This window comes from Burkholderia aenigmatica (assembly GCF_902499175.1).
GTDB lineage: Bacteria > Pseudomonadota > Gammaproteobacteria > Burkholderiales > Burkholderiaceae > Burkholderia > Burkholderia aenigmatica.
Map to the genome: position 1 here is coordinate 14,708 of NZ_CABVQC010000031.1, position 25,120 is coordinate 39,827.

23 protein-coding genes are annotated in these 25,120 nt (G+C 67.1%); 7 read left to right on the forward strand and 16 right to left on the reverse strand.

The window, feature by feature from the left end:
- Nucleotide 1 precedes the first annotated feature (1 nt).
- Nucleotides 2–772 carry an IclR family transcriptional regulator domain-containing protein gene (locus tag BDO18943_RS22055; protein WP_175024032.1) on the reverse strand — a complete coding sequence of 257 codons (771 nt, stop codon included), beginning with the start codon at nucleotides 770–772 and terminating at the stop codon, nucleotides 2–4.
- 225 nt (nucleotides 773–997) lie between these two features.
- Here BDO18943_RS22055 and BDO18943_RS22060 point away from each other — a divergent pair, with 225 nt between their 5' ends.
- Nucleotides 998–1,192 carry a hypothetical protein gene (locus BDO18943_RS22060; protein ID WP_186248609.1) on the forward strand — a complete coding sequence of 65 codons (195 nt, stop codon included), beginning with the start codon at nucleotides 998–1,000 and terminating at the stop codon, nucleotides 1,190–1,192.
- 354 nt (nucleotides 1,193–1,546) lie between these two features.
- Here the strand turns inward: BDO18943_RS22060 and BDO18943_RS22065 are convergent, their stop codons facing one another.
- Nucleotides 1,547–2,848 (reverse strand): UDP-N-acetylglucosamine 1-carboxyvinyltransferase, encoded by a 1,302-nt coding sequence (locus tag BDO18943_RS22065; protein ID WP_060359039.1) that lies wholly within the window; start codon nucleotides 2,846–2,848, stop codon nucleotides 1,547–1,549.
- A 211-nt stretch (nucleotides 2,849–3,059) separates the two neighbouring features.
- Complete coding sequence (shiA, locus tag BDO18943_RS22070; protein ID WP_175024035.1) at nucleotides 3,060–4,367, reverse strand: shikimate transporter; 1,308 nt, start codon at nucleotides 4,365–4,367, stop codon at nucleotides 3,060–3,062.
- 356 nt (nucleotides 4,368–4,723) lie between these two features.
- On the opposite strand from shiA, the gene BDO18943_RS22075 reads away from it, so the two are divergent.
- Complete coding sequence (locus tag BDO18943_RS22075; RefSeq protein ID WP_175024036.1) at nucleotides 4,724–5,851, forward strand: 4-hydroxyphenylpyruvate dioxygenase family protein; 1,128 nt, start codon at nucleotides 4,724–4,726, stop codon at nucleotides 5,849–5,851.
- A 46-nt stretch (nucleotides 5,852–5,897) separates the two neighbouring features.
- On the opposite strand, the gene BDO18943_RS22080 is transcribed toward BDO18943_RS22075, so the two are convergent.
- The 5 genes from BDO18943_RS22080 to BDO18943_RS22100 all read right to left on the reverse strand — a co-directional run bounded on the left by BDO18943_RS22080 (nucleotide 5,898) and on the right by BDO18943_RS22100 (nucleotide 11,516).
- Nucleotides 5,898–7,133, reverse strand: coding sequence for an NADH:flavin oxidoreductase (locus BDO18943_RS22080; RefSeq protein ID WP_175024037.1), 1,236 nt, complete (start codon nucleotides 7,131–7,133; stop codon nucleotides 5,898–5,900).
- A gap of 381 nt (nucleotides 7,134–7,514) precedes the next feature.
- Complete coding sequence (locus tag BDO18943_RS22085; RefSeq protein ID WP_175024038.1) at nucleotides 7,515–8,855, reverse strand: type II toxin-antitoxin system HipA family toxin; 1,341 nt, start codon at nucleotides 8,853–8,855, stop codon at nucleotides 7,515–7,517.
- A gap of 2 nt (nucleotides 8,856–8,857) precedes the next feature.
- Complete coding sequence (locus tag BDO18943_RS22090; RefSeq protein ID WP_175024039.1) at nucleotides 8,858–9,286, reverse strand: helix-turn-helix domain-containing protein; 429 nt, start codon at nucleotides 9,284–9,286, stop codon at nucleotides 8,858–8,860.
- A 152-nt stretch (nucleotides 9,287–9,438) separates the two neighbouring features.
- Nucleotides 9,439–10,581, reverse strand: coding sequence for a bifunctional 3,4-dihydroxy-2-butanone-4-phosphate synthase/GTP cyclohydrolase II (gene ribBA, locus BDO18943_RS22095; protein ID WP_175024040.1), 1,143 nt, complete (start codon nucleotides 10,579–10,581; stop codon nucleotides 9,439–9,441).
- On the reverse strand, nucleotides 10,578–11,516 hold the full coding sequence (locus BDO18943_RS22100; protein WP_175024041.1) for an alpha/beta hydrolase: 939 nt from the start codon (nucleotides 11,514–11,516) through the stop codon (nucleotides 10,578–10,580). The genes ribBA and BDO18943_RS22100 overlap by 4 nt, the downstream gene beginning before the upstream one ends.
- A 281-nt stretch (nucleotides 11,517–11,797) precedes the next feature.
- On the opposite strand from BDO18943_RS22100, the gene BDO18943_RS22105 reads away from it, so the two are divergent.
- Complete coding sequence (locus tag BDO18943_RS22105; RefSeq protein WP_043183719.1) at nucleotides 11,798–12,988, forward strand: helix-turn-helix transcriptional regulator; 1,191 nt, start codon at nucleotides 11,798–11,800, stop codon at nucleotides 12,986–12,988.
- Nucleotides 12,989–13,185: 197 nt separating this feature from the next.
- On the opposite strand, the gene BDO18943_RS22110 is transcribed toward BDO18943_RS22105, so the two are convergent.
- The gene (locus BDO18943_RS22110) at nucleotides 13,186–13,851 is read right to left on the reverse strand and encodes a cation diffusion facilitator family transporter (RefSeq protein ID WP_175024042.1); all 666 of its coding nucleotides are present in this window, start codon (nucleotides 13,849–13,851) and stop codon (nucleotides 13,186–13,188) included.
- Between the two features lie 93 nt (nucleotides 13,852–13,944).
- Complete coding sequence (locus BDO18943_RS22115; RefSeq protein WP_175024043.1) at nucleotides 13,945–14,841, reverse strand: LysR family transcriptional regulator; 897 nt, start codon at nucleotides 14,839–14,841, stop codon at nucleotides 13,945–13,947.
- A 123-nt stretch (nucleotides 14,842–14,964) separates the two neighbouring features.
- Here BDO18943_RS22115 and BDO18943_RS22120 point away from each other — a divergent pair, with 123 nt between their 5' ends.
- From BDO18943_RS22120 to BDO18943_RS22135, 4 genes are all read left to right on the forward strand, one after another.
- Complete coding sequence (locus BDO18943_RS22120; RefSeq protein WP_175024044.1) at nucleotides 14,965–16,260, forward strand: MFS transporter; 1,296 nt, start codon at nucleotides 14,965–14,967, stop codon at nucleotides 16,258–16,260.
- Nucleotides 16,261–16,324: 64 nt separating this feature from the next.
- Entirely contained in the window at nucleotides 16,325–17,215 is an 891-nt protein-coding gene (locus BDO18943_RS22125) for an amidohydrolase family protein (protein ID WP_175024045.1), read from the forward strand.
- 8 nt (nucleotides 17,216–17,223) lie between these two features.
- Nucleotides 17,224–18,111, forward strand: a complete 888-nt coding sequence (locus BDO18943_RS22130; RefSeq protein WP_011355217.1) for an isocitrate lyase/PEP mutase family protein — start codon at nucleotides 17,224–17,226, stop codon at nucleotides 18,109–18,111.
- 49 nt (nucleotides 18,112–18,160) lie between these two features.
- Nucleotides 18,161–19,516, forward strand: coding sequence for an MFS transporter (locus BDO18943_RS22135; RefSeq protein ID WP_407649859.1), 1,356 nt, complete (start codon nucleotides 18,161–18,163; stop codon nucleotides 19,514–19,516).
- Nucleotides 19,517–19,531: 15 nt separating this feature from the next.
- On the opposite strand, the gene BDO18943_RS22140 is transcribed toward BDO18943_RS22135, so the two are convergent.
- From BDO18943_RS22140 to terL, 6 genes are all read right to left on the reverse strand, one after another.
- Nucleotides 19,532–19,747 (reverse strand): hypothetical protein, encoded by a 216-nt coding sequence (locus BDO18943_RS22140; RefSeq protein ID WP_043183727.1) that lies wholly within the window; start codon nucleotides 19,745–19,747, stop codon nucleotides 19,532–19,534.
- Nucleotides 19,748–19,749: 2 nt separating this feature from the next.
- Complete coding sequence (locus BDO18943_RS22145; protein WP_175024047.1) at nucleotides 19,750–20,121, reverse strand: DUF4156 domain-containing protein; 372 nt, start codon at nucleotides 20,119–20,121, stop codon at nucleotides 19,750–19,752.
- Nucleotides 20,122–20,439: 318 nt separating this feature from the next.
- The gene (locus tag BDO18943_RS22150; RefSeq protein WP_175024048.1) at nucleotides 20,440–21,672 is read right to left on the reverse strand and encodes a phage head morphogenesis protein; all 1,233 of its coding nucleotides are present in this window, start codon (nucleotides 21,670–21,672) and stop codon (nucleotides 20,440–20,442) included.
- The gene (locus BDO18943_RS22155; RefSeq protein ID WP_175024049.1) at nucleotides 21,673–21,933 is read right to left on the reverse strand and encodes a hypothetical protein; all 261 of its coding nucleotides are present in this window, start codon (nucleotides 21,931–21,933) and stop codon (nucleotides 21,673–21,675) included.
- Between the two features lie 44 nt (nucleotides 21,934–21,977).
- Complete coding sequence (locus tag BDO18943_RS22160; RefSeq protein ID WP_175024050.1) at nucleotides 21,978–23,513, reverse strand: phage portal protein family protein; 1,536 nt, start codon at nucleotides 23,511–23,513, stop codon at nucleotides 21,978–21,980.
- The gene (terL, locus tag BDO18943_RS22165) at nucleotides 23,503–25,119 is read right to left on the reverse strand and encodes a phage terminase large subunit (RefSeq protein ID WP_175024051.1); all 1,617 of its coding nucleotides are present in this window, start codon (nucleotides 25,117–25,119) and stop codon (nucleotides 23,503–23,505) included. Before terL ends, BDO18943_RS22160 begins: the two co-directional genes overlap by 11 nt.
- Nucleotide 25,120: the final 1 nt, after the last annotated feature.

Genomic DNA, 25,120 nt, shown 5'->3' on the forward strand with positions numbered 1-25,120 from the left:
GCTACAGCACATTCAGCATCGCGAGCGCGGCTTCCTGCAGGTGCGGCAGGACGCGCCGCACGGCTGCGTCGGTCGTCTCCGCGCCGATCGGCATGTTCGTGCTCAGCGCGGCGACCACTTCGCCGTGACGGTTCTTCAGCGGCACCGCGATCCCGCGCACGCCGACCTGCAATTGCTGTTCGATCGCCGCGAAACCGGCGTCGCGTGCCTGGTCGACCTGTTCGAGCAGGCGCGCCTTGTTGGTGATCGTGTGCGGCGTGAACGGCGGCAGTTCGGTGTCGTCGAGCCACGCGCGCACGGCTTCGCGATCGGGATGATGGGCGAGCAGCACGACACCCGGCGACGTCAGCGGCGCCGGCACGCGCGCGCCGAGCACGAAGCCGGTCGTCATCACGCGCGACACGCCGTTGCGCGCGATGAACACGAGTTCCCAGCCGTCGAGCACGCTCACATACGCCGACTCGTTCAGCGATGCGCTCAATTGCTGCAGATAGGGCTGGACCGTGCGCGGCAGCCGCGCCGAATCGAAGTACGACCAGCCGACCCGCAGCACGCGCGGCGTGAGGCCGTACAGCTTGCCGTCGGTGTACACGTAGCCGAGCGATTCGAGCGTCAGCAGGTAGCGCCGCGCGGCCGTGCGCGTGAGGCCGGTACGCGCGGCGGCCTGGGTGGGCGTCATGCGCGCGTGGTGGCTGTCGAACGCCTCGAGGATCGCCAGGCCTTTTTCGAGGCCGGCAATCCAGTCGCGTCGGTCGAGTTCGGGCTTTTTCATCGTAGGAGGAGCGCCTGGGTGCGCGGTAATCGCGCACGAATGGGCGATTATCGCGCAAATCGGATCTGTCGCAACGCATGGCCGGGCTTGTATGATTCGACGCTGGATGTGTGCCCCGAGCCCGGAACATGACCGTCGACGACAACCGATATCTCCTCCTGCCAATCGCCCGCCGTATCGCCCGCTGCGCCGTGCTGGCGGCGCTGGCGTCGTTTCGGCGGCGGCGTGAAGGGGCAGGAAACCGTGTATTCGCCGAAGATCGGGCCCGATCATGAGCGCGTCAGGCTGTACATGGCGCTCGGCGATACACCGAACTACCGGATCAGCCTGACGTGCGCGACCTATGTGGAAGACATGCCGAAAGCCTTGCCGCTGTTCCGCAGCATAGTGAAAACGATGGCGTTGGGGACGTCGCACTGAGCGGCAGTCATGACGTCGGGGCGAGGTGCGCCGTTTTCAGGGCTGCGGAAGGCTTCGGACAACCGGATGGACAGGAGCGTCCAGTATTCATCGAGCCCGACCGACGACAGCCTCGGCCAGCGGCCGAGCCATCCCGCACGCGGGACGACCGCGTGATGCTGTACGGCTTCGATCACATGGGCGCGGGCGACGTCGACTGCGGGGAGTGACGCCAAGCGGGGAGCACGGCCGGCTGGAACCGGCCGACGGGCAGGTGATGCTGATTGCCGGGCTGACTGTCGAGGCAGCCGGAAGAACACGGAAGGGGAAAAGGCGGCCGCGATGTCACGCGTACCGCCTCCGGCGCAGCGCTCGTTACTCGCTGCTCGTCCATTCGACGTTGGCGCCGACCGAACGCAGGTTCTCGACGAAGTGCGGGTGTGCGCGGCGGATCGGCAGCGCGTTCATGATTTCCGAGCGGCCTTCGATGCTTGCGGCCACCATCAGCAGCGCGATCGCGACGCGGATGATGTACGGGCTCTCGACGCGCGCCGGCGTCAGTTGCAGGCCGCCGAACGTGATCAGACGATGCGGATCGGACAGCAGCACGTGCGCGCCGAACTTCGACAGTTCGCCCGACCAGCCGAGCGCACCGTCGTAGACCTTGTTCCAGAACATCGCGCTGCCTTCCGCGCGCACGCCGAGCGCGATGAAGATCGGCAGCAGATCGACCGGCAGGTATGGCCACGGCGCGGCTTCGACCTTGGTGAGAATGTTCTGCGTGAACGGGCGGCGCACGCGCAGCGGGCCGTCGCGTTCCGCGCGCGACCAGCCGTCGCGGTGCGTGACGTTGACGCCGAACTTCGCGAACGTGCGGTCGATCAGCGGGAAGTGTTCGGGCGACGAGTTGCGCACCGTGATGTCGCCGCCCGTGATCGCGCCGAGCGCGAGGAACGTCGCGATCTCGTGGAAATCCTCGGCGAAGCGGAACTCACCGCCGCCGAGCTTGCGGCCGCCCGTCACGCAGAGCCGCGACGTGCCGATGCCCTCGATCGCGACGCCGATCATCGCGAGGAACTGGCAGAACTCCTGCACATGCGGCTCGGACGCGGCGTTCATCAGTGTCGACGTGCCGTTCGCGGTCGTCGCGCACAGCGCGAAGTTCTCGGTGGTCGTCACCGACGCGTAGTCGAGCCAGTGGTCGTTGGCCGTCAGCGGGCCGTCGGTGCGGACGATCAGCGAATCGGGCGTGCGCTCGATGTGCGCGCCGAAGCGCTCGAACACCTCGACGTGCGGATCGATTTCGCGCACGCCGAGCGTGCAGCCCTTCACGTCGTTCTCAAGGCGGGCGACGCCGAAACGCGCGAGCAGCGGCGGGATCAGCATGATCGACGAGCGCATCGCTTCCGGCAGCCGATGGACCGCCGGATCGAATTTCGTGTTGCGATGGTGGAGCTCGAGCAGGCCAGTCGTGAAGTCGACCGACACGTCGCTGCCGAGCGTGCGGAAGATGTCGAGGATCTTGCGTACGTCGGTGATATCCGGCACGCCGATGAGACGCAGCGGCTGATCGGTCAACAGGGTGGCGCACAGAATCGGCAGGACGGCGTTCTTGTTCGCGGACGGCTTGATGTCCCCGCGCAGCGGAGTGCCGCCGTGGACGATGAGATTCGACATGATATGGGGGCGTATCGGTGACTGACGTAGGCCCATATGATGCCATTGGTCGGCGGGCGGCGTGGAATGTTCAGAGGGGAAAAGGGGGAATCGGTGGGTGCAACTGACAGTGTTTGACGTCGCGCACGCGAGGCAGCGGGGCCGTTGCCTGCCACCGTCGATCAATGTGGGATGGCCGGCCGCGGGTCGGGCCGGCCATCCGGACGAGTTGTTACTGCGCCGCCCGCATCCGCACGGCGACGACCAGCGAGATCAGGCAGCCCACCGCGAGATAACCGGCGACGAGGTGCCACGAACCGCGGGCCACGCTGACGAGGCCTACCGCGATGAACGGCGTGAACCCGCCGCCGACCACGCTCGCGAACTGGTAGCCGACGCCCGCGCCGCTATAGCGGTATTCGGCGCCGAACAGCTCGGTGAAGAGCGGCTGCTGGACGCTCACGACCATGTCGTGTGCGGCGTTCGCGAGCAGGATCGAGAAGATCACGATCCAGGCGATCGACCTCGCCTCCAGCGCGACGAAGAACGGCACCGCCGATGCGACGCCGATCAGCGCGCCGATCAGGTAGATGCGGCGCAGGCCGTAGCGGTCGGCCAGCCATGCGAAACACGGGATCGTCACGCAGCTCACCGCGCCCACCAGCAGGCCGATGTTCAGGAACAGGTCGCGCGACATGCCGAGGTTCGTCGTCGAATAGCTGAGCGCGAACGCGGTGACGATATACATCGTGAACAGTTCGGCGAGGCGCAGTGCAATGATCAGCAGGAATGCCTTCGGGTGGCGCGTGAGCGCTTCCAGCACCGGCAGGCGCAGCTTGCGGTTGCCGTGTTCGACCTTGTCGACGAACTCCTGCGATTCGTCCATGTTCTTGCGCACCCACAGCCCGATCAGCACGAGCACGATACTGAACACGAACGGCAGGCGCCAGCCCCACGACTTGAATGCGGCCTCGCCGAGCGTGTGGCTCAGGATCGACACGATGCCCGTGGCCAGCACGAGGCCGACGCCGTAGCCGACCTGCACGCCGCTGCTGTAGAACGCCTTCTTTTGCTTCGGCGCGCTCTCGACGGCCATCAGCGCCGCGCCGCCCCATTCGCCGCCGACCGCGAAACCCTGGATCGCGCGCATCAGCACCAGCAGCACGGGCGCCCACCAGCCGATCGTCGAAAACGCCGGCAGCAGGCCGATCGCGACCGTCGACAGCCCCATCAGCATCACGGTCAGCACCAGCATCCGCTTGCGGCCGAGCCGGTCGCCGTAGTGGCCGAACACGACGCCGCCGAGCGGCCGGAACAGGAAGCCGACGCCGAAGGTCGCGAATGCCGCGAGCGTGCCCATCGTCGGGCTGACTTTCGGGAAGAACTCGGAATTGAATACCAGCGCGGCGACGATCCCGTACAGCAGGAAGTCGTACCAGTCGACCACGGCGCCGACGAAGCTGCCGATCGCGGCCTTGCGGGCCTGGCTGCGTATGCGGGCACTGACGGTGGCGTCGAGTGTGTCGATGGTTGGGGTCATGGCGGTGTCTCCTGGCACGGCGCATCGAGGAATCGTGGCGGTGCCGCGTCCGATGCTGCATTGAAGTCGGTGGGTGAACGGAGAATAGGGCGCGCGCCGCCCGGCGGCAATTGGCCAAACGGGCAAGGTGCGCGATTATCGTTCAAATCCGTGCGATTATCGAACGCTTTCCGGGTTTGCACTAGGCGGCGTGGCGATATCCCGTTTGGCCAGGGTGTGCCGGCGTGAACGATCTGGTTAAAATCGGCAGCATTGATAACTCGCCCGTTCGGGGCGGATGCGCGGCGGCCGCCCTGGCCGCGCATGCCGCACGCGACGGGCGCCATCCCCATCGACGCATGCCCCCGGAGACTGGAATGCCCGGCAATTCCCACCCCCTGTCCAGCGATACGCCGCCCGTTGCCGATCCGGCTGCCAATCCGCTCGGGATGGCCGGCCTCGAATTCGTCGAATTCGCGGCGCCCGTGCCGGAAGCGCTCGCGCAGCGCTTCGAGCAACTCGGGTTCAAGGCGATCGCGCGGCATGTCAGCAAGAACGTCACGCTCTATCGGCAAGGGCAGATGCATTTCCTGATCAACGCCGAGCCCGAATCGTTCGCCGCACGCTACGCGGAGGAATACGGGATGGGCGTCTGCGCGATCGGGTTGCGCGTGGCCAGCGCGCGGCGCGCGTTCGAGCGGGCAATCGAGCTCGGCGCGTGGGCGTTCGAAGGCGAGAAGGTCGGGGTCGGCGAGCTGAAGATTCCGGCGATCCAGGGCATCGGCGATTCGCACCTCTATTTCGTCGACCGCTGGCGCGGGCGCGACGGCCAGCGTGGCGGCGTCGGCGATATCTCGATCTTCGACATCGATTTCCGGCCGATCGACATCGCGACCGCGCATACCGATCTCGACTGCGTGGGCGTCGGGCTGCAGCAGGTCGATCATTTCACGCAGACAGTCGGCGCGGGGCGCATGCAGGAGTGGCTGGATTTCTACCACGACCTGCTGCATTTTCGCGAGATCCACGAAATCGACGCGCACTGGCATGTGTCGGAGGAATCGCGTGTGATGGTGTCGCCGTGCGGCGCGGTGCGGATTCCGGTCTACGAGGAAGGTACGCGGCGCACCGAGCTGATGCACGCGTATCTTCCCGACCATCCGGGCGAGGGCGTGCAGCATGTCGCGCTGGCCACCGACGACATCCTGTCGTGCGTCGATGCGCTGCGTGCGAACGGCGTCGAATTCATCGAGCCGCCGGCCCGCTATTACGACGACGTCGACGCGCGGCTACCGGGGCACGGCGTCGATCTCGACGCGCTGCGCCGCCGGGCGGTGCTGGTCGACGGCGAGATCGGCAGCGACGGCGTGCCGCGCCTGTTCTTCCAGACCTTCGTCAAGCGGCGGCCCGGCGAAATCTTCTTCGAAGTCGTGCAGCGCAAGGGGCACCACGGGTTCGGGGAAGGGAATCTCGCGGCGCTCGCCCGCGCGCGCGACGCCGGCTGAGCGGCCGCGGCGCCCGCATCGGGCGTCACACGCGATACCTGATGCTTCACGCGCCGACGGCCGGCACGCGGTTCGGCGCGGGGTCGTTCGGCTCGCGCAGCACGCACGCGGTGCCGCCCGGCGTATACATCGACACGACACAGCGGTTGCACGACGTGCAGCCCGACTGCGCGAGCCGGCCGTCACGCAGCCCGTTGACGAAACCCGGCTCGAATACGAGCGCGCGTGCAAGCGCGACCGCGTCGAACCCTTCGCGCATCGCCAGCTCGACGTTCCCGCGCGAACGTACGCCGCCGAGATAGGCGAGCGGCATCCTGACGGCCGCGCGCACTTTCCGCGAGTGCTCGAGGAAATACATCTCGCGAAACGCGCCCATCTTCGGCTCGGTGAGCTTCTGCAGCGCCATCGCGGCGCGCACGATCGCGTTGTCGGCATTCGCGCGCGCGTCGCCGGGTAGCGGGCTGCCGAACAGCTGCCACACCGATTCGACGTTCATTCCGCCGCTGAGCACGAGCAGGTGCGCGCCTTCGGCTTCGAGCCGCCGCGCGATTTCGCATGCGTCGTCGGCCGTGCCGCCGCCGCGCACGCCTTCGGTCACGCCGATCTTGCAGACGACGGCGAGGTCGCGGCCCACCGCATCGAGCACGCGGCGCAGCACCTCGACCGGGAATGCGGCGCGCCTTGCCGCGTCGCCGCCGTACGCATCGCGGCGGCGGTTGTACAGCGGCGACAGGAACTGGCTGAGCAGATAGCCGTGCCCCATGTGGATCTCGACCGCATCGAAGCCGGCGTCGCGCGCATGGCGTGCGGCCTGCGCGAATTCGTCGGCAACGGCCGACATCTGGTCGCGCGTCATCGCCCGCTTCAGAAAGCGGCCGCTCATCACGCCGACCTTGTTGAAGCCGCCCGATGCGCTCAACGGCCGTGCGGTCGACAGCGACGGCAGGAACGTGAAGCAGCCGCCGTGCGTGATCTGCGCGGAGGCGGCGGCACCGTGGCGATGGACGGCGTCGGTCAGCGCGCGGAACTGGCGGACCGTCGGCACGTCGAGCCGCGCCTGGTCGACGAACGTGCGGCCGTCGTCGCTGATCGCGCAGTACGCGACGGTCGTCAGCGCGGCGCCACCTTCGGCGATGCGTTCGTGAAAGCGGACGAGCGCGCGCGACGGCACGCCGTTCGGCGTCATGCCCTCGTTGGTGGCGGACTTGATCAGGCGGTTGCGCAACGTCAGCGGGCCGATCTGCAGCGGGCTGAACGCGGTCGTGAGGTCGGCGGATTCCATGAGGGGGCGGGTGTCGGGAATGGGCACGGCGACCATTGTGCGGCGGCGGCGCAGGCGCGCATCGTCCGGGTGGACGAGCCGGGTGGCGGTGATGGCAAGCCGGTGTGCCGTCGGGCGCGCCAGCCAGGCCGGCCTCGCGCCCCGGGAGCTTCGTTCGTCATCCGACGGGATGCGCTGCCGGCTGCTTCCATTCCAGCATCGCGGCGGATGCGTCAGTTCAGTCGGATGAGCCGTCGAGTCCGTGCATTGAATCGCCATATCCGGTTCTCAAGCCCGGCGGATGCGCCAGCGCGACCTGAAACGGACCTGACCTCGATCGATGCATCGAAAGCCACCAGACGCTCAAGCCTGCCCCAAACCCAACAGCCACCCGCCAAGCCATTACGCGGGTTCGCCAGCCCCGAGCTTGCGAACCTGCCGGCGCATGCCATCGAAGATCGCGTCTGCCACGTCCGCCGGAAAATCCGCCGGGATCTGCGCGGCGGCTTCGGCGATCGCGGGTTCCGTGCGTGCGGCGACGGCCGCCATCGCGGCGCGCACGTCGTCTTCGGTCAGGCCGACGCGCCGGCCCTGCGCGATCCAGTGACGCGGCTGGATCTCGCCGATCACGTAGTGCCGGTTCTTCCCGCACACGGCCATCGCGAGCCGTGCGCGGCGCGGCGGAAGCTGGTTGCGGCGCGTGCCGAGGATCGGATGCGCGGACAGCACGTCGTACAGCGGCGTGCTGCGGTACGTGTTGCCGGGCAGGTGCGCGATGCTGAAGTTCTTCGCGTGCCCGTCGATCGCCGCCAGCACCCAGAACACGAGCTGCGCGATGAAGAAATTCATCCGGTCGTGCGCGGCGTCGGCCGAATTCGCGAGGATGCCCATGATCGTCTCGATGCCGGGGCCGCCGTCGGATTCGTACTTCGCGCCCGACGGCGTGCCGGTCGCCTGGCACATGTCCTCCTGCGGCAACCGCAGGATCCACGTGCGGTCGCGCGAGGCGCGCCGGTCGAAGCGCTCGACGATCAGCGCCTTCTGGTCGTCGAACCGGCCGATCTCGCACCGCGCGACCGGCAACCCGTACGCGGCGACGAGCCTGGAGCACAGCCATTCGTTTTCGACGGACGTTCGCATGTCGGCCTGCATGTTCCCGACACGCCCGAGCGGCAGCTTGAAGATGTGCGTCGTCGGCGTGCTGCCCGATGGCCGCAGCCAGCGGTTCCCCTGGCGCAGCAACGCGGTCTTTTCCTGCGCGCCGGCAATCGACAGGCGCAGGTCGCCTTCCGGCTCCGGGCGGCCGGGCAGCGGCGCGGCGGTCGCGTGGCGCAGCACGTCGGCGACAGCCGCGTCGTCGAGCGTCACGCCGTCGATCGCCTCTAGATCGACGGGCGTTTCGCCGGGCGGCAGCATCTGGATCGCGCCGACGCAATCGCGGCCGATCGACGCGAGCAGTTCGAACGGCGCCGTCGATCGTAGCCGGTAACGCTGCGCGATGCGACGGCGGATCGGCTCGCTGTCCGGCAGCAGGTTGTCGAAGTAATCGGCGACGATCGCGCCCTGGTGCGGCTGGTTGCCGGGCGTGAAGGGCAGCGACAGCGACAGCGGCCGCCCCTGCGGATCGTCGAGCCAGGCCGGCAGGTAGACGAGACGCTCGACGCCGCGCCGGACTTCCCAGTAGCCGACCGGAATGCCGTTCATCCACAGGTCGAGCCGGTCGTGACGGGTGCGCGTGGCCATCGTCACCAGTCCTCCCGCTTCGATACCCGTGGCTTGGCCGGTGTTGCCGTCGCGGGCCGCTTGCGTGCGACGCCGGTTGTGGGGTTGGCGGGACTTTTGGCGGGCGTGGTGCCGCGCGCCGCATCCGGCTTGCGTTTGCTCGCCGCCGGTTTGCGAACCGCCGGCGCGGCATCGGGCGCGGGAACAGGGCCGGCCGATTCCGCCGGGACATCCTGCTTGCCTTGCGCGAGCGTCATGTGAACACCGAGCGTGTTCAGCACTTTGAAGAGCCGCTCGATGCTGACCGCCGACGGGTTGGCTTCGAGCTGCGCGTAGGATTGCTGCGTGACGCCCAGGCGGGCGGCCAATTGCGCCTGCGTGAGGCCCGCGGCTTTCCGGAAGCCGACGAGTATCGGACGCAGCTGGGTCAGGGTCTGGACAGGAAAGGCCATCGGGCGCTCCGCGGGATGACAGGCGATCGTTTGTAATCGGGAAATACAGTCTATGGCATGTATCGTCAAAATACAAACCCAAAGCTGTATTTAACAAAAACAAACGATAGCCTGTTAAACGGAAAACCGGCCGGCCATCCCGCGTCAATGCCTCACGCCGCCCGCAGCGGGTTCGCGTGCGCGCTCCGTGCGCTTTCCGGATCGTCGTCGCCGAGCGGAATGAACGCCATGATCTCCAGGTCGTGCCCCGACAGCGCGGGCAGCCGGAACGGGCTCGACAGCACGTTCAGCCGCCGCACGCCGAGCTCGCGCAGGATCTGCGAGCCGATCCCCGTCACGCGTCCGTCGCGGCGGGCAGGGCCGGCCGGCATCCGCATCGCGTCGCCGCGCATGTCGCAGTCGAGCAGCACCGCCACCCCGCAGCCGGCCGCGTCGATCCGTTGCAGCGCGGCATGCAGCGGCCACGAATGCGCGGACGGCTCCGCATCGAGCAGGTCGAGCAACGAATGGCATTCGTGCACGCGTGTCAGCACGGGCGTCGACGGATCGGGCTCGCCGCGCACGAGCGCGAGATGCGGCGCGCCGTGCACGGTGTCGCGATACTCGATCGCGCGGAATCGTCCCCACGGCGTATGCAGCGGCCGCTCGCCGACGCGTTCGACGAGCGATTCGTGTTCGCGTCGGTAATGGATCAGGTCGGCGATCGTGCCGATCTTCAGCCCGTGACGCGCGGCGAACGTCTTCAGCTCGGGCAGCCGCGCCATCGTGCCGTCGTCGTTCATCACCTCGCAGATCACCGAGGCGGGCGTGAGCCCGGCGAGCGCCGCGAGATCGCAGCCGGCCTCGGTATGTCCCGCGCGCACGAGCACGCCGCCCGGGCGCGCGGCGATCGGGAACACGTGGCCGGGCTGCACGAGATCGTCCGGACGGGCACCCGCCCGCACCGCCGCACGGATCGTGTGTGCACGATCGGCCGCCGAAATGCCCGTCGTCACGCCTTCGGCCGCCTCGATGCTGACGGTGAACGCGGTGCCGAACGGCGTGCCGTTGCGATCGGCCATCGGCGGCAGCCGCAACTGCTCGCAGCGTTCGGCGGTCAGCGTCAGGCAGATCAGCCCGCGCCCGAAGCGCGCCATGAAATTGATCGCGTCGGGCGTCACGTGATCGGCCGCGATCACGAGATCGCCTTCGTTCTCGCGATCCTCTTCGTTCTCGCGATCCTCTTCGTCGACGAGCAGGACCATCCGGCCCGCACGCAGCGCGTCGACGATCTCCAGCGTACCGGCGAGCGTCATGGTGCCTCCGTCGCGCCGAACGCGCGGCGCAGCGCGTCAGCGCCGAAGGTCAGCACGCGGTCGGCCGCATCGATGGCGCCGAGCATGCTGGCGAAGCCGTGAAGCTGGCCCGGCCAGCGCACCAGCGTCACCGGCGTGCCGGCCTGTGCGAGCCGCAACGCATACGCTTCGGCCTCGTCGCGCAGCGGATCGAATTCGGCGCTCACGATGGTCGCCGGTGCCGCGCCCGCGACGTCCGGCGCGGCGAGCGGGCTTGCCAGCGGCGACGCGCGATCGGCGCCGTCGTCGAAATAGTGCCGCTTGAACCAGCGCATCATGTCCGCCGTCAGGAAATAGCCGGTGCCGAGCGTTTCGTACGACGGATGCTCAGTCGCGCAATCGACGACCGGATACAGCAGCAACTGGTGCGCGATCGCGATGCCCGAACCGCGCAACTGCAGCGCGGCGACCGCCGCAAGATTGCCGCCTGCGCTGTCGCCGGCGACCGCCACCGCGCCGGCGCGCGCACCGAGATCGCGCGCACTGGCGGCGGCCCAGCGCACGGCGTCGCATGCATCGTGCGCGGCGGCCGGGAAGCGCGCCTCGGGCGCGAGCCGGTAGTCGACCGACAACACGAGCGTGCGTGCACGGGCCGCGAGGCTGCGGCACAGGTTCGCGTGCGAATCGATGCCGCACGACACGAAGCCGCCGCCGTGGAAAAACACGGTCAGCGGCAACGGCCCGTCGGCAGCGGGCCGGTACAGCCGTGCGGACAACTGACGACCCGATGCGGGGATCTGCCAGTCCTCTTCGGCGGCGACGGCATCGCCCGGCGCGAATGCGCCGCCGGCGGCAAGACTCGCGCGATACGCGGGAACGGTGAGCTGCGCGAAATCGATCGCGGGTGCCTGGGCGAACGCGGCGAGCAGCGCCTGCGCCTGTGGGTCGAGCGGCATGGGGACTCCTGTCTGAATCGTATGCGGTTTGAATCAGGTAAACCCGTGTCGCGGTTTTCCCTGAGTCCGCGCCGGACGCTTGCCGGCACGGCCTGACGGGCATTCCAGCGCAGCGGGCAGGGCGCCACATCATCCGATCGGACGATGGTTGGTTCGTCCGGATGGCCAATTCTCACCATTCAGTGAATCTCCCGATGACGCCGGAATTTAGACGCGTCTTAATCATGGCGGCGCGGTTGGGTCGCGCCGGAAACATGTCGTATGGAGGATGGAGCGTGCTGATGGAGACGAGATGGGCTCCGCAAGAGAGCCAGGCAACCAGTGACGAGGCCGACATCGGCGTCGCGGATTTCAGCGAGCTGATGGCGCGCATCTACCAGGGGCCACTGGAGACACCGCCGTGGGCCGGCGCGCTCGAACTGGTCCGTCGCTGGCTGCAGGCGAACTACGTGACGCTGATCCTGCGTGCGGCCGCGAGCGACCGCCGCGCGCCGCTGTCCGTGCACGCGTCGGAATTCGGCCCGGTCGTCCCGGGCGACGGCGAGGCGTCGTACAACAACTACTACTATTCGCTCGACCCGTTCGTCGGCCTGCCGGCCGATCGCGTGGTCACGGTCGACGAGGTATTCGGCGACACGGGCTGGCTGTCGAGCGAACTGTACAAGCAGTTCCTGAAGCCGCAGGACGTGCGCTATATCCTCGGTGCCGACCTGCGCACGTCGTCGGGCGTCGAGTGCCGCTTCCGCGTGTGCCGCAACCATGCGTCGAAGCCGTTTTCCGCGCGCGACAAGGCGATCTGCGCGCTGCTGCTGCCGCACCTGAAGCGCGCGGTCGAGTTGCATTCGCGGCTCGACACGGCCGAGGTCGAACGCTCGATCTATGCGAACGCGATCAACCGGATGCAGATCGGCACGATCACGCTCGACGAGAACGGCACAATCATCGACCTGAACAGCGTCGCCGACGAGATCCTCAAGCAGAACAACGGTCTGACGATTGCACGCGGCACGATCGAGGCGGCCGACGCACAGGAGAACCGCACGCTGAAGCGGCTGATCCGCCACGCGGTGATGGGACACCACGGCACCGCCGCGGCAACCGTCGAAGCGATGCCGATCACGCGCAGCTTCGACAAGCCGCGCCTCGGGCTGCTGGTGCGCACGGTGCTGCTGTCCGACTGGTCGGAGGACAACAAGCGGCGGCCGGCCGTCACGCTGTTTCTGCGCGACCCCGACCGCAAGCCGCAGGGCGCGCAGGAAATCATTCGCAAGCTGTTCGACCTGACGCCCGCCGAGACGTCGCTCGCGCTGTTGCTGACGAACGGGCTGACGCTCGAGGAGGCGGCTGAGGAATCGGGGATCAGCAAGAACACGGCGCGCACGCACCTGCGCGCGATCTTCTCGAAGACGGGCGTGACACGCCAGGCGACGCTCGTGCGGATTCTGCTCGGAAGCGTCGTGCCGCTCGGGTAAGCGACAGCCGATGCCGATCCATCGGAACTGGCCGCATTCGTCTGGCGGTACATCGACATCGGTCAACGCGTCGCGTGCCGGACGACAGCGGCGACATCATGCAAAAGAGGCTCGCAACATGCGAGCCTCTTGTTCGTTCAGCGGGGACGGTAGCGACTATTCAGCCGCCGGCGATGCATGGGCGACGCCCCCTGCGTTCACGAGCCGCGCGTCGACCGATCCGCCCATGCCGACAGCGCCGGCCACTGCGCACAGCCGCGCCGGATGAACCCAACGCCCGTGCGGATCACGAGCGCGCCGATCGCGAGCGCCGCCAGATCGTCGAGCCGACCGAAGCCGATCAGCGCCGCGCTCATCGCGAGCGCCGCCAGCAGCGACGACAGCGCATCGGTCCGGACATGCCAGCCGCTCGCCTCGAGCAGCGCGGAGCCCGTCTCGCGAGCCTTGCGCAGCATCCAGTGCGACAGCGCGGCCTTGCCGGCAAGCGTGGCGGCGACGAGCGCGAGCGTCGTCGCGCCCGGCTGCACGACGGGCGGCGTCGTGAACCGGTTCATCGCGTGCCAGATCATTTGCGCGCCGGTCGCAACGAGCAATGCGCCGAGGCCCGCGAGCGCGAGCGGTTCGTAGGTCGGGCGCCGTTCCGGCGGCAGGCGCGCGTCGAGCCGGCACGCGACGAGGATCAGCGCATCGGCCGCGAGATCGATTGCCGCATGCGCGACGTCCGCCAGCAGGCCCGACGAATGCGCGGACCCGGCCGCGACCGTCTCGACGGCGAGCAGCAACAGGTTGATCGCGAGGCTGACGGCGAGGGCGCGGGACGTAGCCGCATAAACGTGGGGCGTGGCGCGCGACGTGCGCTGCATGGCGAATTCGTCTGTCGATAGCGTGGGTCAGACCCGAACGCTACCGGTCGACGGTGGCAGATCGGTGACAGGCGCAGGACGCCGCCCGGCCGGTCAGCGCTGCACGTCTGCCGACGGCAGCAGCGCGGCGAAGCGATCCGCGAGCGTTGGGCGCGACCGCGCGGGCCAGATCGCGCTGAGTTCGAACAGCGGCAGCGCGCTGCCGTCGCGGATGGTGCTGTAGGCAACGCCTTCGAACGCGAACGTATGGATCGAATGCGGCAGCAGCGACACGCCGCATCCGGCGGCGACGCACGAGATCACGGTCAGCGTGCGGTTCACGTCGAGCACGATGTCGACCGGGTGGCCGGCTTGCCGGAATGCGCTCAGGATGCCCGCGCGGATCAGCGGCAACTGGTCGTGCGGAAACCACACGAGGCCGGTGCCGGCGAGATCCTGCAGCGTGACCGTGCCGTCGGGCTGGCGCCGGAAATCGTTCGGCAGGACGGCGACGAGCGGGTCGCGCCGGATCAGCTTCTCGCGCATCCGGCCGTTGACGGGGACCGGCGTATGCAGCAGGCCAATATCGATCTCGCCGCGCTCGAGTGCAATCGCCTGCTCGGCATTGCTCATCTCGCGCATCACGAGTTCGACGTCGGGCGTGCTTGCGCGCAGCGCGCGGATCGTGCGCGGCAGCGTGTCGAACAGCGCGGCGCTGACGAACCCGATCGTCAGGCGCCCGGCGCGCTGCGCGCCGATTTCGCCGGCCCGGTGCGCGGCCGCGTCGAGGCGTGCGAGGCTCAGGCGCAGGTCGTCGACCATCGCGAGGCCGGCGGCGGTCAGCGTGGCGCCGCGCCGCGAACGGTCGAACAGCCGGACGCCCAACTCCTTCTCCATCCGGTTCAGGGCCTGGCTGAGCGCCGGCTGCGCAATCCCGAGCTCGCTGGCCGCGCGCGTGAAGCTGCCCGTATCGACGATCGCGAGGAAGTAGCGAACGTGCCTGATTTCCATAAGCTAGCGTTATGAATAATTATTCAAAACATAGTAGCGAATTATCTCCACGCTTCATAGGATGCTCATCGGGCCACAACATCCGGCGCCCGGCGACGGCATGACGACACGAGGAGACCTGCATTGAACTGGACCCGCGAGCTATCGACGACCGAACGGCGCACGTTGCGCGGCTGCTTTGCCGGCTGGGCACTCGACGGGCTCGACACGCAGATGTTCAGTCTCGTGATCCCCGCGTTGCTCACGACCTGGGGCATCGGCAAGGGGCAGGCCGGCCTGATCGGCGGCGCGACGCTCGTGTCGGGCGCGCTCGGCGGGCTGCTGGCCGGCATGATCGCCGACCGCTACGGCCGCGTGCGCGCGCTGCAGATCACCGTGTGCTGGTTCTCGCTGTTCACGTTCCTGAGCGCGTTCGCGCAGAACTTCGAACAGTTGCTGGTGCTGAAGGCGCTGCAGGGGCTCGGGTTCGGCGGCGAGTGGACGGCCGGCGCGGTGCTGCTCGCCGAAACGGTCGGCGCGCGCCATCGCGGCAAGGCGATGGGCATCGTGCAGAGTGCATGGGGCTTCGGCTGGGGCGGCGCCGTGCTGCTGTACATGCTGGTGTTCGCATGGCTGCCGGCCGAATGGGCGTGGCGCGTGCTGTTCGCGATCGGCGCACTGCCCGCGCTGCTGGTGCTGTATATCCGCCGCGCGATTCCGGAGCCGCCGCGGGCGACGCCGGTCGACGCATCGGCGCAGGCAACGGCGAGCGGCGACGAAGGGCCGACGATCGGCATCTTCGACCGCTCCGTGGTGCGCGCGACGGTGGTCGGCGGGCTGATCGGCGTCGGCGCGCACGGCGGCTATCACGCGATCACGATCTGGCTGCCGACCTACCTGAAGACCGAGCGGCACCTGTCGGTGCTCGGCACCGGCGCGTATCTCGCGGTCGTGATCGTCGCGTTCATCTGCGGTTGCTTCCTCAGCGCGTACCTGCAGGACAAGATCGGCCGCCGCCGCAACGTGATGCTGTTCGCCGCGTGCTGCGCGGTGATGGTGAACCTGTACGTGTTCCTGCCGCTGAACGATGTCGCGATGCTGCTGCTCGGTTTTCCGCTCGGCCTGTTCTCGGCCGGCATCCCGGCGACGCTCGGCACGCTCTTCAACGAGCTTTACCCGCGCAACGTGCGCGGCCGCGGTGTCGGCTTTTGCTACAACTTCGGCCGCATCGTGTCGGCCGGCTTCCCGGTGCTGGTCGGGCGGATGGGCGAGTCGCTGCCGCTCGGCACGGCACTCGGCGTCGACGCGGGCATCGCATACGGGCTGGTCGTGATCGCGGTGTGGTTCCTGCCCGAAACGCGCAGCCAGCGGCTGTCCGGTGCGGCGCAGGGCGGCGAGGCGAATGCCGAAAGCCAGCCGCGCGCCGAGGCGTCGCTGTAGGGCTCGCCGCCTCCCGTCATCGAATCGCCCGGTGCAGCGGCCGGGCGCCTCTTGCAGACTCGTCATGGATTGTCTCGTGAATCACCTCGCCGAACCGGTTCCGGCCGCGCCGTCAGTGGACGCGTGGTACGCAGGGAACCCCGCCGTGGCCGCCATCGATGCGCATGCGCACGTGTTCGCGCGCGGCCTGCCGCTCGCGCCCGTGATCCGGCATGCACCCGACTACGACGCGTCGCTCGACGCGTACGTCGCGCACCTCGCCGCGCATGGCATCACGCACGCGGTGCTGGTGCAGCCGAGCTTCCTCGGCACCGACAACACGTACTTCGTCGACGTGCTGCGCCGTTACCCGCAGCGCTTTCGCGGCGTCGCGATGGTCGATCCGGCGATTTCCGACAGCGATCTCGACGCGCTCGACCGGGCAGGCGTGGTCGGGATGCGGCTGAACCTCGTCGGGCTGCCGATCCCGGACTTCGGCGCGCCCGTCTGGCGCGCGCTGTTCGCTCGCATCAACGCGCTCGGCTGGCATGTCGAGATCCATCGCGGCATCGAGGATCTGCATGCGATCACCGCGCCGCTGCTCGCGCAGTCGTGCACGCTGGTGATCGACCATTTCGGTCGCCCGTCGCCTGCACTCGGCGAGCGCGCGCCCAGCTTCCGCCGCCTGCTGTTGCTCGCGGATACCGGCCGCGTCTGGGTCAAGCTGTCGGCCGCGTATCGCAACAGCGTGGCCGGCGACGGCGCGATCGACGCGTTCGGTGCCGCGCGGGCGCTGCGCACCGCGTTCACGGCCGAGCGGCTGGTGTGGGGCAGCGACTGGCCGCACACGCAACATCGCGAGCGCGTCGATTTCGATGGCGCGTATGCGGCGCTCGCGCGCTGGTTGCCTGACCCCGCCGAGCGCATGCGCGTGCTGCGCGATGCGCCGAGAACCCTGTTCCGTTTCGACCAATGAGGCTCCGCATGTCCGATCACACCGCACTTCGTCGCGCCGGGTTCCGGCGCAGCATCGCCGCCCGCCAGGGGCTGCTCGTCGCCGGCACGTTCAATGCGCTCAGCGCCAGGGTCGCGGCCGATCTCGGCTTCGGCGCGCTGTACCTGAGCGGCGCCGGCGTCACCAACATGTCGCTCGGTTTGCCCGATCTCGGTTTCGTCGGGCTCGGCGAGCTGGCCGAGCACACCGCACGCGTGCGCGATGCGGTCGAGCTGCCGCTGATGGTCGATGCCGATACGGGTTTCGGCAATGCGCTGAACGTGCTGCACACGGTGCGCACGCTCGAACGCAGCGGCGCCGACGCGATCCAGCTCGAGGATCAGGTGCTGCCGAAGAAATGCGGCCATTTCGCGGGCAAGGAAGTGATTCCGGCCGGCGAGATGGTGGGCAAGCTGAAGGCGGCCGTCGACGCACGCGTGGATCCGAACCTGCTGATCGTCGCGCGCACCGATGCGGCCGCGGTCCACGGCATCGACGACGCGATCGAGCGCGCGCACCGTTACGCGGAAGCGGGGGCCGACGTGCTGTTCATCGAGGCAATGGATACGGCGGAGGACGTCGAGCGGCTGCCGGCGCTGTTCGACACGCCGCAGCTCATCAACATCGTGATCGGCGGCAAGACGCCGACGCGCTCGCGCGACGACCTGGCGCGCCTCGGCTACGGCGTGGTGCTGTACGCGAACGCGGCGCTGCAGGGCGCGGTGCACGGGATGCAGGCCGCGCTGACGGTGCTGCGCGATACGGGCCGGCTCGACGAGGATCCCGCGCTCGTCGCGCCGTTCGCCGAACGGCAGCGGCTCGTCGACAAGGCGCGCTTCGACGCGCTCGATGCCCGCTACGGGGCCGATCGCGCATAAGCGCGCCGGCACACGGGCGGCAAGGACGGCCGCCCGGCATGACCATGCCATGCCAGGACAGGACAGGAGACAACCCGTGGCAACTTCCCCTACCGGAGCGGCCGGCGAGCCGCCGCGCATCGGCTCGATCGTCGGCGGCCTGGCCGGCAACCTGATCGAGTGGTACGACTTTCTCGCGTACAGCATCTTCTCGATCTACTTCGCGCCGGCGTTCTTTCCGGCGGACCGGCCGACCGTGCAGCTGATGAACACCGCGGCGATCGCGGCGGTCGGATACGTCGCGCGGCCGGCGGGGAGCTGGCTCGTCGGCCTCTATGCGGACCGGCGCGGGCGCAAGGCCGCACTGACGAAATCGGTGCTCGCGATGTGCGCGGGATCGATGCTGATTGCCGTCACCCCCGGCTACGCGACGATCGGCGTGCTCGCACCGGCGCTGCTCGTCGCCGCGCGGCTGCTGCAGGGGCTCAGCATGGGGGGTGAATACGGCACCAGCGCGACCTACCTGAGCGAAATTGCACCGCCGGACCGGCGCGGCTTCTACGTCGGCTTCCTGCAGGTGAGCGTGGTCGCCGGCCAGCTCGTCGCGCTCGGCCTGATGCTCGCGATGCAGCGGATCTTTGCCGGTACGCACGACCTCGAACGCTGGGGCTGGCGGATTCCGTTCTTCGTCGGCGGCGTGCTCGCGCTGTTCGCGCTCTACATGCGCCGCAACGTCGTCGAGAGCGATGCGTTCATCGCCAGCCGGGCGCGCGCGGCGAAGACGCGCATGACGGCCGACCTCGCGGCCCACTGGCGCGAGCTGCTGCTCGCGATCGGCATCACGGTCGGCGGCACCGTCGCGTTCTACACGTACACGGTCTACATGCAGAAGTACCTCGTCAATTCGGTCGGGCTGCACAAGGAAACGGCGACCTGGATCTGCACCGCCGCGCTGCTGCTGTACATGCCGCTGCAGCCGCTGTTCGGCCTCGTGTCGGATCGCGTCGGCCGCCGGCCGGTGCTGCTGTGGTTCGGAATCGGCGGCACGCTGCTGTCCGTGCCGATCTTCACGGCGCTCGGGCACGTGCACGAGCCGCTCGCCGCGTTCGCGCTGGTGTTCGCCGGGCTGGTCGTGTTGAGCGGATTCACGTCGGTGCACATGCTGGTCAAGGCCGAGCTGTTTCCGCCGCAGATCCGCGCGCTGGCGGTCGGACTTCCTTATGCGCTGACGACGGCGATCCTCGGCGGCACGACCGAATTCGTCGCGCTGCGGCTGAAGGCGAGCGGCAACGAGACGATGTTCTTCTGGTACGTCGCCGCGTGCGCGGCGATTTCGCTGCTCGTGTACTGGCGGATGCCGGAGACGCACCCGGCGAAGCGCGGACGCGCGTCACGGGCGGCAGTCGCCGCGCCGGCCTCGCGCTGAACCGGTGCCGGCGCGTTACTGCGCCCGTTGCGCCACGCGTGGCGCGGCGGGCGTCACGATGCGGGTCGCGATCGCTTCCGGCATGTCGTCCGGCCAGGACGCGGCGCACCGCATCCCGGGCGGCGGCGCCGGCAAGCCGCCCGGCATGACGGCTTCGTTGGCGTCGCGGCCGCAGCCGGGCAACCAGCCGGACACGCCGAGGCTCCAGATCAGGGTCGCAAACAGGCGCATCGTCACGCTCCGGTGCCCGGACAGCGATAGACGCTGCCGGTCAGCGTGACACCCGTCTGCCGCAGATAGCCGCCTTCGCTGCCGTCGAAACTCCCGCTCTGCGCGCCGCGCTGCGTGAGCAGCACCACGACGTTGCCGCCGAGCGCGGCCGCGCGGTTCTTCAGGTCGTTGCGCGCGCCGGTCTCGAGCGTCGCGTCCGGGATGAAGCCGCCGGTCAGGAAGTTGCCGCGGCTGCCCGTCACGTCGCCGAGGTGACGGCAGCTGCCGCCGGGGTCGCGCATGACGATGCGCACGTCGCGGCCGGCGGCGGAAGGCTCGAGTGGCGCGCACGCCGCCAGCGCGGCAGGAAGGAACAGCAGCCAGAGAGGTCTCATGTTTCCACCGTAGCGAATGCGCGTGATCGCGCGACAGCGCCACTTTAGAGACGCCGCCGCGTCCGCACATCGGGCGAAGGTCGTGTGCTCGGGCCGGAAAGGATGCGACCAAAAGAGGGGGGACGTTTAGTTTGAGATAGTCATGGAAGGCCAAAAAAAGCCCAAAAACGCCCGGAAATCCTTGTCTGTTGGGGCTCGGGCTGTGGATAACCCAGAATTGGCAATCGACGTTTAATTTGACCCAAAAATTGCCAAAATTCGGGGCGGATTTAGGCAGAAATTCGTCCATCACCCGCCCGAACCCCGTCCATCGATCGGTCAAAGTGTCCCACTCACGACCCGATACCGTGCCGACGATACGTCCGCCGCGTCCATCGTCCCCACTTCGATACCCGTCCCACTCTGGTTGCCGTCCGATACCTGGTCGACGCGCAGTCGGATCACCGGAACCTTGCCGCCGATTTTCCCGTCCGGAACCAGAATCACCAGCGGCGTCGCGCTCGTATCCGCCGTGTCGACCAGCACCGCCTTGTAATCCCACAACAACGCCGGCAACCGGTTGAGCCAAGCACGCGGCCAGCTCTTCAATGCCGCCATCTCACCAACCGTCGAGACGGCTTCGTCGGCCGCCGCCTGCGCGACCACAACCAGCGACTCCGTTGCGTATGTGGGGAACTCCTGGGCAATGATCGCCGGCAATTCAGCCTCCATGAATCCTGCGACGGCGGGCTCGACGGGTTGCAGCGGCGTCACCGGCTTGTCGAGCCAGTTGCGCCAGCGCTGCGCCATTGCTTCGCGGTACTCCAGCCCGATCGAATTCATGACGGCATTGTTCTGCATGTCGACCGGCAGGCTCGCCAGTTTCTGACCGAGCGCCATGTCAGGGCCGAGCCACGACTGGCCGACGTTGTGATCCCAGCCGGGATCAATGCCGACCGGTACGCGGTCGGTCACCTCTCCATCCGCGTTTGTCACCAGGCGATAGCGCACGTCCGGCTCATACGACGGCTGCTTTCCAGCCGCCTTCATCTCGGCCTCGGAATACGAGCGAGTCGTACACCGACAACCCCAGCCACACGGCGGATAGTGGGTGCGCCAGAAACCCGACGTGACCGGCAGAAGCGTGCCGTTCCAGGCGCGATGCTGCGGTCGGGTGCGACTATCGAGTACGGCGCGATACTCGAGATACGGTCGCCGATCGGCATTTTCGACGATCTGTTGCCAGCGGCCGGCCATGTAGGCCGAATGCATGTTCGCCCGGTAAATCAGCTCGGTGCGCCAGCCGCGCTTGCCCCGATACGTCCAACCGGAACGCTGGACCGTTTCATCGAAATCCTTGCGAAACTGCGCGAGCGTCGTACCGGATTCCATCGCGCGCACCAGCGACGCGTGGATATCCTTGACCACATCGAGCGGAGCGCCGGCAACGGTGAACTGGGTGGCATGCATCGAGCCGAGCATGTCGTTCCAGCGCTCGGTTTCCACCGGCACCTTGCTGCGAAGGTTGGCGAGTGCGTTTTCAGCCTGTACGCCGAACGGTTGGACAGACATTTACGCGCCTTCCTGCTGCAGCGTGCCGAGCAGCACCAACACGATGCCGGACAGCGCGAGTCGGCGCAGATCGTCGTCCAGTGCCAGCACTACTTCGTCCGGAATCGGCATGTCGGTGTCGCTCGCGCGATGCGCACACGCGCCAAAAGCCATGATTTCGGAGGCCAGCTTTAGCGGCGAGCTGGTCGGAGTGTTCAGTGCTGCCGAAAGCGCCACGATCTTGTCGCGTAGGTCTTGTTGTTCTGCCGTGAGAGTCGACATTTTTGGCTCCTTTGAAAGGCCTATAAAACGTGTTTTAACGGCATTCAATCGGCCGTTTCCGTATCCTGGTCGACGTATCCCTGCGCGTACGACCATTGGAGTGCCTGCCGCATGACTCCGATCAGCTCGGCGTTATCGATCTCTCCGACGAGCTTTGTCAGCTCGGCCTCGATATCTGCCAGCGATCGTCCGTCGCGCTCGGCCTGGTCGAGCATCCGCGCAATCGGCTCGATGACAGCCGCTTCCAGCGCCGCATCCGCCGCATCTGCCGCCGATCGCACGCGCACATCCTCGGCCTGCGCCGATTCGATCAGTACGGCGTCATCAGCAGCGGCGAATTCGGCTGCCGGCGCTTGTTTCGGCGCGGGCAGAAGCGCGTCCGCGTCATCAGCGGCCTGCGGGATGTTCAGCTCTTCCAGCATCGCCTTGCGAGACGGCCGCGCGCCCATGTTCGCGGCAATCTGATACGTTTCCGCGCGATCCTTGCCCGCCGCGTTGATCTGGAAAAACTCCAGCTCGGGCGACGGTACGTCCTCGCCGAAATTGAACGTCGTGATCCAGCGGAAAATCTGCGACATCGACGCCGACGCAATGTCGCGGTCGGAGTCGTTGATGTCGCTCTGGCGCTTCATTGCCGTTTCGGTCGCGGCCCGTGCGCCGACGTTCTGCAGCTCGGCGATCATCGCCTGACCGGTGAGGCACTTCGACATCTCGCGGTTTGCCGCGTTGATGAGCGATTCCTGGGGCAGCATCGAGCCTGACGTGTTCGCGACCAGCAGCTCGACACTCGAACCTTCCGGCACGACCGCATAGCCGCTGTCGATCATCGCTTCGATCGCTTGCGCCAGTTGGTCCTGCTCGGCTTCCGATGCGCCGAGCCCGTAACGCGCGACGGGCCACGGCAAGCCGTGGCGCTCACAGAACTTCACGAAGTACTTCCAGCCGCCTGTCTTGAACGTCCACGGCCAGAAACAGCCCGACAACAGCGGTGAACCGTACGGATTCGACATCGTGGCTACGTGTCGGGACACAATGAACCGATACGGGTCTTCGACCACTGCGCCCACCGGCTCTGCACGCGTCTTGAGCATCAACTGGGCGTCGACGTCAAATCCGAACCGTCGATTCGGGCGATCGATCACATTGACCGGGACGACGAAGCCTTCCCATGCATCCCACACCAGCTCGTGGACGCGGTAGCCGGTGAAAATCGCGCTGAGCATTTGCCACATGATTTCCAGCCAGTCGGTCACGACCGCATTCGGCCGGAAGCCCTGCATCCATCGCTCGCACAGGTCGCGTGCCTGCTGCGCTTTCGCGTCATCTTCAGCCCACGTCACCACGCGATAGTCCATGCCGCGAAACTCGCCGCGAATCGATCGAATTTCGCCGATCACGTGGGCGTCGGCCATGATCGACGCATACACCGTATCGGCAACTCCCATCGCGCGCAGCACCGGGTCTGGGTTCGGCAGCATATGTAGCCGGCCGAAGAAATAAGGATCGGTGTCGGCTGCTGCGGCCTGCTGACCGAACACGCCGCGCACCGATCGCACCAGTCGTTTGATATCAAGAACCATAAACGGATACCTTTCGCTTGCCTGATTTAATTCGTGGAATTACAGAGCCGAGACCGGAAAATGCCAGCATGAAGAGCATTTCAAGCGCGTCCGGACCGTCGTCGTGGTCGGCTTCCGGATAGTGGGTCAGTTGCTCTACAAGCGTTGTTTGGTTTTTGTTCAGGCGTATGGTCCCGTTCGCGCAATGCGGTTGCAATGACAAAATCCGAAGGTCCTTGTCATCGCTCGTGCGGATGCCGCGCGCTGGCACCGGAATACCTCTTTCGCGCGAGCGCTCGACCAGGACGTCTTTAAAAAACTCCTGAAACTGGATGATTTCGACGCCCCAAACCAGACAGCGGTATTCCTCCTGGAATTCGATAATCTTTTCGATCTGCATGTTCGGGCGCATGCGTGCAATCTTTGCTTCCACCACATCGAGAATGCCGGTCTTGCGATTGAGGCCACCAACCAGGCATGCACATGGGTCGCGGCCCTTGTTACGTTTGCCCATAGACGGGTCATGTGCACCGAAGAAAATCCACGCATCGGAGGGGTGCACCCAGAACACAAGCTTTTGGAACGGCGCGTCTTCACTGTTCGTCGGATCGTTCTGATACTCGCAATCGAACGCGTGGTGATCGTTCGCGCGAATCTTCATCAGGCGCAGCAGCGGGCGCATAGCCGGCCAAGATACGACAGCGCCGTCGTCCATTTCAGCCTTGCGCTGCGCATAGAACGCGTCGCACGCTTCTTCGCCTTCATTCAGAAATACTTCTTCCCACTTTTCCCACAGATCCAGCCGCTTCGGCCACTCGATGATGGCGCGGAATTTATGCGACTCCCAAAGCGGGCTGCGATGCACGCGGTTCGCCACGCCGTCGTAATGCAGAATCGTGTTGAGGTAGATGATGTCCATCGAGCCGTCCGGTGGCCCGAGCGGCATCACGACCTTTTTGACCCAGCGTTCGAGCTTGTCACGCTGGGTCTTCTGCTGCACGTTCTCGTCATTCTCGATGTCGTCGAGCAACACCAGGTCGGGCCGAAACGGGCCATGCCGAATACCACGCATCCGCTTGCCCGAACCGAACGCCTGCAGCTTGATATCGGTTGCCGTCAGTGCAACGCCGACGTTCCAAACGCGCCCCTTACCGACGTGTTCCGGGAAGTCCATCGCCAGCCGCGGATTGTCGGTCAGCTCGACCTTGATCGCCTCCAGCATCATCTTCGCCTGGTCGCTGCTGTCCATCACGATCGGGATGAATTTCTTCGCCTGGCGGACGATGCAAAGCAGCGTGAAAACCTGCGTGACCAGCGTCGATTTTGCTTCGCCGCGCGGCGCCGAAAGATTGATGAGCTTGCCTTGCTTTGCTGCGATGCGCTTCGGCAGGTTGTCGAAACACCAGTCGTGAAAAACAGATGATTCGACCGCATTGCTGTAGTGCGGGAAGTACGTTTGAAAGAAGAAGCGATAGTCGCCCGAGAACACGCGCATGCGCCGCTCCAGGCGCGCGTCTTCGTCCACCGCAAAGCCGTCGCATGCGGCGTCGATGAGCCGTCGCTGGTCGTCGGTGAATGCCATCAGTTCCTTCAGGAACTGTTCGGCGGCGTTGGATTTTTTTGCCATC